The 9981-nt window shown below is 63.7% G+C and carries 11 protein-coding genes; 7 read left to right on the plus strand and 4 right to left on the minus strand.

Annotated features, from left to right (window positions below):
* Positions 1-193 precede the first annotated feature (193 nt).
* From EOA24_RS15755 to EOA24_RS15765, 3 genes are read left to right on the plus strand one after another with little or no spacing between them, the layout of a single operon-like run.
* Positions 194-2086 (plus strand): ABC transporter ATP-binding protein, encoded by a 1893-nt coding sequence (locus EOA24_RS15755; RefSeq protein WP_126081646.1) that lies wholly within the window; start codon positions 194-196, stop codon positions 2084-2086.
* Positions 2083-3966: an ABC transporter ATP-binding protein gene (locus EOA24_RS15760; RefSeq protein ID WP_127257140.1), complete on the plus strand. Its 1884-nt coding sequence runs from the start codon at positions 2083-2085 to the stop codon at positions 3964-3966. Before EOA24_RS15755 ends, EOA24_RS15760 begins: the two co-directional genes overlap by 4 nt.
* 9 nt (positions 3967-3975) lie before the next feature.
* Complete coding sequence (locus EOA24_RS15765) at positions 3976-4287, plus strand: DUF6665 family protein (protein ID WP_126081648.1); 312 nt, start codon at positions 3976-3978, stop codon at positions 4285-4287.
* Between the two features lie 82 nt (positions 4288-4369).
* Here EOA24_RS15765 and EOA24_RS15770 read toward each other — a convergent pair whose 3' ends face one another.
* Complete coding sequence (locus EOA24_RS15770) at positions 4370-4714, minus strand: cupin domain-containing protein (RefSeq protein ID WP_126083739.1); 345 nt, start codon at positions 4712-4714, stop codon at positions 4370-4372.
* 312 nt (positions 4715-5026) lie between these two features.
* On the opposite strand from EOA24_RS15770, the gene petA reads away from it, so the two are divergent.
* The 4 genes from petA to EOA24_RS15790 all read left to right on the plus strand — a co-directional run bounded on the left by petA (position 5027) and on the right by EOA24_RS15790 (position 8442).
* Positions 5027-5587: a ubiquinol-cytochrome c reductase iron-sulfur subunit gene (gene petA / locus EOA24_RS15775; protein WP_042647595.1), complete on the plus strand. Its 561-nt coding sequence runs from the start codon at positions 5027-5029 to the stop codon at positions 5585-5587.
* Positions 5588-5603: 16 nt separating this feature from the next.
* Positions 5604-6905, plus strand: coding sequence for a cytochrome b N-terminal domain-containing protein (locus tag EOA24_RS15780; protein ID WP_126081649.1), 1302 nt, complete (start codon positions 5604-5606; stop codon positions 6903-6905).
* 21 nt (positions 6906-6926) lie between these two features.
* Positions 6927-7799, plus strand: coding sequence for a cytochrome c1 (locus EOA24_RS15785; protein WP_126081650.1), 873 nt, complete (start codon positions 6927-6929; stop codon positions 7797-7799).
* 97 nt (positions 7800-7896) lie between these two features.
* Positions 7897-8442 (plus strand): adenine phosphoribosyltransferase, encoded by a 546-nt coding sequence (locus tag EOA24_RS15790; protein ID WP_127409898.1) that lies wholly within the window; start codon positions 7897-7899, stop codon positions 8440-8442.
* Positions 8443-8604: 162 nt separating this feature from the next.
* Here the strand turns inward: EOA24_RS15790 and EOA24_RS15795 are convergent, their stop codons facing one another.
* From EOA24_RS15795 to EOA24_RS15805, 3 genes are all read right to left on the minus strand, one after another.
* On the minus strand, positions 8605-9075 hold the full coding sequence (locus EOA24_RS15795) for a MaoC family dehydratase (protein WP_126081651.1): 471 nt from the start codon (positions 9073-9075) through the stop codon (positions 8605-8607).
* Positions 9072-9542 carry a MaoC family dehydratase gene (locus EOA24_RS15800; RefSeq protein ID WP_126081652.1) on the minus strand — a complete coding sequence of 157 codons (471 nt, stop codon included), beginning with the start codon at positions 9540-9542 and terminating at the stop codon, positions 9072-9074. The genes EOA24_RS15795 and EOA24_RS15800 overlap by 4 nt, the downstream gene beginning before the upstream one ends.
* Positions 9543-9655: 113 nt before the next feature.
* A partial coding sequence (locus tag EOA24_RS15805; protein WP_281059884.1) for a CorA family divalent cation transporter occupies positions 9656-9981 on the minus strand: 326 nt, incomplete at its 5' end.

A 9981-nucleotide genomic window follows, 5' to 3' on the forward strand; every position in this document is an offset into this window, starting at 1 on the left:
GTCCGACGCCAAGGCGACGGAAATGGCGGCGGAGTAACGCGATCGCGATTGGGATCAAGGTTACGGCGATTGCCGGGAATCGATCCCGGGCGTAACCACGGCACGGCCAGAGGTCCTGCCGTGGTTACCTGCGTAGAGCCCCGCCGGCGACCAGATCGGACGCCGGCGGGTTTGTGGCCTCCACGAGAGAAAAATGTTCGACCGCATCTTCACCTGCTTCGAAAGCCGTTATTCGCCGGTGGCGCTGGCCGACGACGGGCAGCCGCCAATGGGGCTTTGGCGGTTCTACTGGTATTTCATAAGGCAGTTTCGCGCCGCCTATCGGCTGCGCATGATCATCGTTGCCGTGGCGGCGATCATCGACGCGATGCTGCCGATTTTCGTCGGCCTGATCGTCGGCCTGCTCGCCAGCACCAGGCCCGGCGATTTCTTCGCCGCGCATGGGCCGCTGCTCGTCCTGATGGCCTTCGTCGTGCTTTTGCGTCCGCTGTCGATGGTCGTCGATGCGCTGATCCGCAACCATGCCATTGCGCCGAACCTCATCGACCTCATCCGCTGGCAGAGCCACTGGCATGTCGTGCGCCAGGACTGGTCGTTCTTCCAGAACGACTTTGCCGGCCGCATCGGGACCAAGGTCATGCAGAGCGGCGATTCGGTGGAGATGAGCGTCAATCTCACCGTCGATGCCGTCTGGTATGCGCTGGTCTTCGTCGCGGTCGCCATCGTGGTGCTGGCGCGGCTCGACCCGCTTCTGCTGGCGGTCGTGGCGGTCTGGCTGGTGTTCTATTGCCTGATCTTCTGGTCCGCGATGCCCAGGATCACGCAACGCTCGTCCCAATTGTCGGAGCGGTGGTCGCAGGTGAGCGGCCGCATGGTCGACAGCTACACCAACATCCTGACGCTCAAGACATTCTCGACCGGCGAGCACGAGGACAAATATGTCTCGCAGGCGGTGGTCGAGCACGCCGACACATTCTACCAGCTGATGCGCGTTTTCACGCTGATGTGGTCGGCCTTATTCGTCCTCAACGCGGCGCTGCTTATCGCCGTGAGCTGGGTGGCGCTCGCCGGCTGGAACGCCGGGACGATGACCACCGCCGCCGTGGCGACCGCGATACCTTTCGCGCTGCAGATCGCCAACATCTCCGGCAGGATCCTCGATGTCGGCGCCAATGTCTTCCGGCAGATCGGCGTCGCCAGCAACTCGATGACGACGATCGCGCGGCCGATCGTCATGCAGGACCAGCCGGACGCACCGGCCCTCGTCGTAACCGCCGGCGGCATCGAGTTCGACCGGGTGAACTTCAACTTTTGGCGCAAGGACGGCAAAGGCGGCGTCATCGACAACCTGTCGCTGAAGATCGCGCCGGGCGAGCGGGTCGGCCTGATCGGCCGTTCCGGGGCCGGCAAATCGACGCTGGTCAATCTCGTGCTGCGGCTGTTCGACGTGCAGGACGGCAAGGTGCTGATCGACGGGCAGGACATCCGCAACGTCTCGCAGGAGAGCGTTCGTGGGGCGATCGGCTTCGTCAACCAGGACACCTCGCTCTTGCATCGATCTGTTCGCGAGAACCTCAAATATGGGCGCCAGTCGGCCAGCGACGAGGCGATGCTCAACGCCGCGAAAGCCGCCCAGATCGACGAGGTGATCGCGGGGCTGACCGATCCGCATGGGCAGAGCGGCTATGAGGCGCTTGTCGGCGAGCGCGGCGTGAAACTGTCCGGCGGCCAGCGGCAACGCATCGCCATTGCCCGCGTTATGCTGAAGGACGCGCCGATCCTCATCCTCGACGAGGCGACCTCCGCGCTCGATTCGGAGGTGGAGGCCGCCATCCAGGAGAACCTCTACAAGCTCATGCAGGGCAAGACCGTCATCGCCATCGCGCACCGGCTGTCGACGATCGCGGCGATGGACCGGCTCGTCGTCATGGACAAGGGCCGCATCGTCGAGGACGGCTCGCATGAGGCGCTGATCGCCAAGGGCGGGCTCTATGCGCAGCTCTGGCGCCGCCAGTCTGGCGGCTTCCTGCTGGAGGAAAAGCCGGTCGCCGACGCCCCGCCGACGAAAGGTGAAGCCGCCGAATGATGCAGGCCATCTATCGCTGGTTCGAGCACTGGGTCTACCCGTTCCGCGAGCCCGCGAATCTGCGGCCGCCCGCCGGCGTCGGCGGCTTCCTCTGGCACTATGTCGGACAGGCGAAGCTTGCCTTCTTCGCCATGCTGATCATCGGCGGCATCGCGCCGCTGGTCGAGGCCGGCCTGTTCTATTTCGTCGGCAGGCTGGTCGACATCCTCGATCAGCTGCCCGGCGAGCGCAGCTGGCATGCGCTGTGGGCCGCGGCCGGACCTGAGCTCTTGTTCATGGGCGCAGTGGTGCTCGTCATCCGCACCGCCGTGGTCGGCCTGTCGGCGCTGGTCGACGAACAGACGATCACGCCCGGCTTCTACAATCTGGTGCGCTGGCAGGCGCACCGGCATGTCTCGCGCCAGTCCTATGCCTTCTTCCAGAACGATTTCGCCGGCCGCATCGCGACAAAAGTCTGGCAGGCGGGGCAGGCAACGGGCGACCTGATGGAAAGTTTCATCGAGGTCATCTGGTTCATGATCATCTATACTGTGACGACGCTGGCGCTGGTCGCCGGCCTGGACCTCAGGCTGGCGGTTCTGGTGGTGGTCTGGATCGCCGTGTTCGGCTGGCTGGCCAAACTCTATCTGCCGCAGATCCGCAAGAACGCCGAGGCGACGGCCGAGGCCGGGTCGATGATCACCGGCCGGATCGTCGATTCCTACTCCAACGTGCAGACGCTGAAGCTGTTCTCGGCGGATGGCGACGACCGCTACATCAGGAACGGTTTCGACATCTATCTCGACGCGCTTCGTCCGTTCACGCGCCGTCTGACCGGCGTGCGCATGGCGCTGACGACGTTGTCGGGCGTCATGATCACCGTGATCGCCGGCTTCGCCATCTATCTCTGGGTCGAAGGCTCGATCACGGTCGGCGCTGTCGCCTTCACGCTTTCTCTCGTCCTCAGGCTCAACATGCTGCTTGGAAGAGTGATGATGCAGCTCAACGGCATTTTGCGAAATCTCGGTGTGCTGGAGAATTCCAAGGCGATGATCTCGCAGCCGCTCGGCCTCACCGACGCCCCGGATGCAAAGGAACTGATCGTCACCGGCGGCCGCATCGACGTCAGCAACGTCACCTTCCATTACGGCAAGGGGGCAGGAGTGCTCGACGGCATCGACCTTGTCGTGCGTCCGGGCGAGAAGGTCGGCCTTGTCGGTCCGTCCGGCGCCGGCAAGACGACCTTGACCAATCTGATCCTGCGCCTCTACGACCTGGAAGGCGGCCGGATCCTGATCGACGGCCAGGACATTGCGCATGTGACGCAGAACTCGCTGCGCGGCAATATCGGCGTGGTCAGCCAGGACACCGCGCTGTTCCACCGCTCGCTGCGCGACAACATCAAGCTCGGCACGCCGGACGCTACCGACGCGCAGGTGATTGCCGCGGCCCAAAAGGCCGAGGCGGATGACTTCATCCTGGGACTGCGCGACAACCGCGGCCGCGCCGGCTACGAGGCCTATGTCGGCGAGCGCGGCGTGAAGCTCTCCGGCGGGCAGCGGCAGCGCGTGGCGATCGCGCGCGTTTTCCTCAAGGACGCGCCGATCCTCATCCTCGACGAGGCGACCTCGGCGCTCGATTCGGACATCGAGGCGGCGATCCAGGAAAACCTGACTCGGTTAATGGAAAACAAGACCGTGATCGCCATCGCGCACCGGCTCTCCACCATCGCGGCGCTCGACCGGCTGGTGGTGCTCGACGGCGGCCGCATCGTCGAACAGGGCACGCATGACGAGCTGGTGGCGCTCGACGGGCTCTATGCGCGGCTGTGGAAACGGCAGTCCGGCGGCTTCCTGTTCAACGAGGAAAGCGCGCTGGCAGAGACGCGGCCGGCGGAGTAGAACGGCGTCATGCCGGTACGCATGCCCACAAACTTTGGACGGTCAGGCGCGCAGGAAAGCGCGCTCGACCTGCTCGGCCACGAAATCCTCGCCGAAAAGGCCGCAGCGCTCGGCCGCGCCGGCCAGCGCGTGGAGGAAATCCTTGCCAGATTGCGCCAGAGTGGGGAGGGCGAGCACCGCAACCGGCTGCTCAAGGAAGCGGCCGCGGCCGTGCACGCCTATTTCATCCAGCGCGAGCTTTGCGGTCTGCGCAAGCACGATGCAGTGATCCGCGAATACGACATCCCACGGGCGGTTTTGGTCAGGCTCGGCGCCAGCTAGGCGCTCTTTGGTTTGACCACAATCTTTCCCGAAAACCGGTCCCCACTTTTTGCTGCGCTGACCTGCGGTTCGGTATTATGGTCTATTCCAGCCATTCCGTGATGAAGTGGCCGTTCTCGTGGATGTCGGTGCTTTCGAGCGGACCGGGGCCGAGATTGGTGAATTTGTGCGGCGTGTCGGGGGGCACGATCAGGATCTGGCCGGCGGTGGCCTTGATTTCCTGGTCGCCGATGGTGAAAAGGCCGGTGCCGGAACGGATGACGAAGATCTCCGCATAGGGGTGCTTGTGCAGGCGCGGGCCGCCGCCGATCCTTTCCTGATAGTTGAAGATCAGGCAGGAGTTGGCGCCGAACTGGCCGCATTGCAGCTCGCCCTTCCAGCGGTCGGGGGATGCGGCCCAGCTGTCGCGTTCAATGACATGCGCCATGGCGACAGAATAGACCGGGCCAGGAGCTGATGTCGAGGCGAACACCGCCCCGATTTCATCCCAGATTTCCCGCTGTTTGAAGCCGTCCGGCGGCCTGGCGGGAACGTGCCGGTCACGGCTGCCGCGCATCCCCGCGACAATCTGCCCTTGTGGCCTCACCCCGCTGGACAAAAACGGGCCGCACGCATAAACCGAAAATCCAAATGCCGGAGGAATTCGCTAGCCTGTTCGCCATGCGCTGTCGGGCAGGTGCGATTGAGCGGGGACAAGGCTCGGCCTCCGGTTAGGAAGAGGCGAAAGGATCAGGCACCCGTGAGCGCAACCGACATCCACGATCCCAACCGTCGCGATTTTCTCTACGTAGCCACCGGCATGGCCGCCGTTGTCGGCGCGGGAGCCGTCGCGTGGCCGTTCATCGACCAGATGCGCCCCGACGCCTCGACGCTGGCGCTGGCCTCGGTCGAGGTCGACGTCTCCTCGCTGCAGCCTGGCAGCTCGCTGATCGTCAAGTGGCGCGGCAAGCCGGTGGTGGTGCGCAACCGCACCGAAAAGGAAATGAAGGACGGCGAGGCCGTCAATCTTGCCGATCTCAAGGATCCGATCGCGCGCAATGCCAACCTGCCTTCCGACGCGCCGGCGACCGACGCCAACCGCACGACGCCCGGCAAGGAAGCCTGGATGGTGATGGTGCAGGTCTGCACCCATCTCGGCTGCATCCCGCTCGGCCAGGAAGGCGATTTCGGCGGCTGGTTCTGCCCGTGCCATGGTTCGCAATACGACACCGCCGGCCGCATCCGCAAAGGCCCGGCGCCGGAGAACATGGCGATCCCGGTATTCAAGTTCATTTCCGATACCAAGATCCTTATCGGTTGAGGCAGGGGACATTTCGATGAGCGAGGGACACTCGACCTATACGCCCAAGACCGGTGTCGAGCGCTGGTTCGATGCGCGCATGCCGCTGCCGCGGCTGATTTATGACAGCTTCGTCGCCTATCCGGTGCCGCGCAACCTCAACTACATGTGGACGTTCGGCGGCATCCTGTCGATCATGCTGGTCTCGCAGATCCTGACCGGCATCGTGCTGGCGATGCACTACACGTCCGACACCAATCTCGCCTTCGATTCGGTCGAGAAGATCATGCGCGACGTGAATTCGGGGTGGCTCCTGCGCTATCTCCATTCCAATGGCGCCTCGTTCTTCTTCGTCGCCGTCTACATCCACATCTTCCGCGGCCTGTTCTACGGCTCCTACAAGGCGCCGCGCGAGCTGCTGTGGATTCTCGGCTGCATCATCTACCTTCTGATGATGGCCACCGGCTTCATGGGCTATGTGCTGCCCTGGGGGCAGATGAGCTTCTGGGGCGCCACCGTCATCACCGGCTTCTTCAGCGCCATTCCGCTGGTCGGCAACTGGATCCAGCAGTTGCTGCTCGGCGGCTTCGCGGTCGACGATCCGACGCTGAACCGCTTCTTCGCGCTGCATTACCTGTTGCCGTTCATGATCGCCGGCGTCGTCGTGCTGCATATCTGGGCGCTGCATGTCGTTGGCCAGTCGAACCCGACCGGCATCGAAGTCAAGTCGAAGACCGACACCGTCGCCTTCACGCCCTACGCGACCATCAAGGACGCGTTCGGCATGATCGTGTTCCTGTTCTTCTTCGCCTATTTCGTCTTCTACCTGCCGAATTTTCTCGGCCACCCGGACAACTACACGGTCGCCAACCCGCTGAAGACGCCGGCCCATATCGTTCCGGAATGGTACTTCCTGCCGTTCTACGCGATCCTGCGCGCCATCACCTTCAACATCGGCCCGATCAACTCCAAGCTCGGCGGCGTGCTGTGCATGTTCGGCGCCATCGCCATGCTGTTCCTGGTTCCATGGCTCGACACCTCCAAGGTGCGCTCGGCGGTCTACCGTCCGTGGTACAAGCTGTTCTTCTGGCTGTTCGTCGCCGACGCCATCCTGCTTGGATGGCTGGGCTCGCAGCCGGCGGAAGGCGCTTACGTGTTCATGGCGCAGATGGCGACGCTGTTCTATTTCGCCTTCTTCCTGATCGTCATGCCGGTGCTTGGCCTGATCGAGACGCCGCGCAGGCTGCCGAACTCGATCACCGAAGCGGTGCTGGAAAAGAACAAGGGCGGCAGCGGACATCCGGCAGGCGCGACCGCCGCGCCGGAAACCAAAGGCTGAGGATCTGAGGGGATTTTGGGTATGAAGAAGATTCTCACCTCGCTGGCGCTGCTCGGCCTGGTGGTCGCGGGCACCTGGATGTCAAGTGCTGGGGCCATCGCCGCGGAAGAGGAACACAACGCGGCCGCTCCGACGCATTTCCCGATCAACGAGCCGAAGGAAATGAGCTGGAGCTTCGCCGGCCCGTTCGGCACCTACGACAAGGCGCAGCTGCAGCGCGGCCTCAAGGTCTACAAGGAAGTCTGCTCGGCCTGCCATTCGATGAACCTGGTGGCCTTCCGCACGCTGGAGGGGCTCGGCTATTCGGAAGCGCAGATCAAGACGCTGGCCGCCGGATACACCATCCATGACGGCCCGAACGATGCCGGCGACATGTTCGACCGTCCCGGCAAGCCGTCGGACCACTTCCCGGCGCCGTTCCCGAACGAGCAGGCTGCGGCTTCCGCCAATGGCGGCGCCGCCCCGCCGGACATGTCGCTGCTCGCCAAGGCGCGCGGCGTCGAGCGCGGCTTCCCGCGCTTCATCTTCGACATCTTCACCCAGTATGCGCAGGGCGGCCCGGATTACATCCACTCGCTGCTCACAGGCTACGACCAGACGCCGCCGGCCGGCATGGTGATCCCGGAAGGCACGCATTACAACCCGTACTTCCTGTCCGGCGTGTCCCTGAAGATGCCGAAGCCGCTCTCGGACGGCCAGGTGACCTATGACGACGGCTCGCCGCAGACTGTCGACCAGTATGCCCGTGACGTCTCGGCGTTCCTGATGTTTGCCGCCGAGCCGCATCTCGAGGACCGCAAGAAGACCGGCTTCCGCGTCATGGTCTTCCTGCTGCTCTTCGGCGCGCTGGTCTACATGACCAAGCGCAGGGTGTGGGCAGACGTCGCGCACTGAGCCGGCCGGCTTCCAGAAAAATGCTCGGGCGCCGAAAGGCGCCCTTTTCTTTTCGGCCGCTTGCCTGCAAAACTGTGCGGCAACGGATCAACCGCTTATGAAATCCTCCCTCGAAGACACGCTGCTTAAGGCCATCCGCACCATTCCGGATTACCCCAAGCCTGGCATCTTGTTTCGCGACATCACCACGCTGCTTGGCGATGCCCGCGCCTTCCGCCGCGCCATCGACGAACTGGTGCATCCCTATGCCGGGCTGAAGATCGACAAGATCGCCGGCATCGAGGCGCGCGGCTTTATCCTGGGCGGCGCCGTGGCGCACCAGCTTTCCGCCGGCTTCGTGCCGATCCGCAAGAAGGGCAAGCTGCCTTACGAGACGGTGCGCGTCGCCTACAGCCTCGAATACGGCCTGGACGAGATGGAGATGCATAAGGACGGCGTGTCGCCCGGCGAGAAGGTGATCGTGGTCGACGACCTGATCGCCACCGGGGGCACCGCGGAAGCAGCGGTCAGGCTGCTCAGGCAGATCGGCGCCGACATCGTCGCGGCCTGTTTCGTCATCGACCTGCCGGACCTTGGCGGTCGCAAGAAGCTGGAAGCGCTCGGCGTGCCGGTGAGGACGCTGATCGGGTTCGAGGGGCATTGAGGCGCCTCTTCCTTTTCCCCTTGTGGGAGAAGGTGTCGCCGAAGGCGACGGATGAGGGGTGCTCCAGGGAAAGCCAACGTCTCACTCCGCTGGAACACCCCTCATCCGTCTCGGCGCTACGCGCCGATCCACCTTATCCCACAAGGGGAGAAGGAAGAGGCGCTACTCCACCTTCACCAGCACGGCGCTGTCGAATTCGATGACCTTGTCGCCGGTCGAATCGAACCCTTCCGAGCGCAACGTGAGCAGGTTCCAGCCGGGGCGTCGGGCGAGCGGGCGGTGCGCCAGCGCGGTGCGCGTGAAGGTCACGGTCTCGCCCGCATAGACCGGCTTCAGCCATTTCAGATTACGGAAGCCGGGCGAGGGACCGAATTCGGGCTGCGGGCCGGGGCCGGTCCAGCGCACGCCCTCGGTCTCCATGCGCTTTTCGAGATTGTATTTCATCCAGGTGGCGGCGGTGTGCCAGCCCGAGGCGCAGAGCCCGCCGAGCACGCTCTTCTTCGCCGCCTCCTCATCGACATGGAAGACCTGCGGATCGTATTTCCTGGCGAACGCCTTGATCTCGTCGGCCTCGAACTTGTGCGAGCCGAGCGTGACGGTCTGGCCGATCAGGAAGTATTCGTCCAAAGTCATGATAGGCCTCGTGCGGCATCACGCGCGAGGAACATGCCGGTGTTCTCCAGCTCGAAGACACTCTCGCCGCGCTGGTTGACCAGTTCGCTGCGCATGGTGATCAAGCCGAGCTGAGGCCGCGATTTGGACTGGCGCTTGGACAGGATCGTGACCGTGCCGCGCAAGGTATCGCCGGCCAGAACCGGCTTCTTCCATTTCACATGCTCGATGCCGGGCGACCCTTGAGAGGTCGAATCGAGCAGGAAGGCGTCGCACAGCATGCGCATGAACATCGCGCAGGTGTGCCAGCCCGAAGCCGAAAGGCCGCCGAGGATGCTCGCCTTGCCGGCTTCCTCGGCGAGATGCATCGGCTGGGCATCGAATTCCGAGGCGAATTCGATGATCTCGGCAGCGCTTACAGTCTTGCTGCCGAGGTCGAGCGAGGAGCCCTCGACGAAATCCTCATAGGCCCAGGTCTTTCCGGTCATGCTGGCAATCCGGTTGACGAATGCGTGATCCCCAAATCGGCATTCCCGGATGAAGGTCCAAGGCAATTTGGTCAAGTGATTTCTGGTAAGCCAGCCGTCGCTGGCCGACACTGTCAGAGCCAGCCGCGGCGGCGGAAATACCAGAAGGGCAGGATGGCCGAGACCACCATCAGGCCGATGGCGAAGGGATAGCCGAACTCCCATTTGAGCTCGGGGATGATGTCGAAATTCATGCCGTAGATCGAGGCGACCAGCGTCGGCGGCAGGAAGATGACCGCGGCGACCGAGAAGATCTTGATGATGGCGTTCTGCTCGATCGAGATCATGCCGAGCGTGGCGTCGAGCAGGAAGGAGATCTTCTGCGACAGGAAGGTGGCATGGTCGGCGAGCGACAGCACGTCGCGCGACAGCGTCTTGATACGGGCGCGCACATCCTTGC

The sequence above is a fragment of the Mesorhizobium sp. M2A.F.Ca.ET.039.01.1.1 genome, assembly GCF_003998035.1.
In the GTDB taxonomy this organism is placed as follows: Bacteria; Pseudomonadota; Alphaproteobacteria; order Rhizobiales; family Rhizobiaceae; genus Mesorhizobium.

What these genes read in the sequence shown, in the direction of transcription:
- EOA24_RS15765 (WP_126081648.1), top strand. Translation starts at nt 3,976, where the DNA reads ATGCCGGTACGCATGCCCACAAACTTTGGACGGTCAGGCGCGCAGGAA.
- EOA24_RS15755 (WP_126081646.1), top strand. Translation starts at nt 194, where the DNA reads ATGTTCGACCGCATCTTCACCTGCTTCGAAAGCCGTTATTCGCCGGTG.
- EOA24_RS15790 (WP_127409898.1), top strand. Translation starts at nt 7,897, where the DNA reads ATGAAATCCTCCCTCGAAGACACGCTGCTTAAGGCCATCCGCACCATT.
- EOA24_RS15800 (WP_126081652.1), bottom strand. Translation starts at nt 9,542, where the DNA reads ATGACCGGAAAGACCTGGGCCTATGAGGATTTCGTCGAGGGCTCCTCG.
- EOA24_RS15760 (WP_127257140.1), top strand. Translation starts at nt 2,083, where the DNA reads ATGATGCAGGCCATCTATCGCTGGTTCGAGCACTGGGTCTACCCGTTC.
- EOA24_RS15780 (WP_126081649.1), top strand. Translation starts at nt 5,604, where the DNA reads ATGAGCGAGGGACACTCGACCTATACGCCCAAGACCGGTGTCGAGCGC.
- EOA24_RS15785 (WP_126081650.1), top strand. Translation starts at nt 6,927, where the DNA reads ATGAAGAAGATTCTCACCTCGCTGGCGCTGCTCGGCCTGGTGGTCGCG.
- EOA24_RS15770 (WP_126083739.1), bottom strand. Translation starts at nt 4,714, where the DNA reads ATGGCGCATGTCATTGAACGCGACAGCTGGGCCGCATCCCCCGACCGC.
- EOA24_RS15795 (WP_126081651.1), bottom strand. Translation starts at nt 9,075, where the DNA reads ATGACTTTGGACGAATACTTCCTGATCGGCCAGACCGTCACGCTCGGC.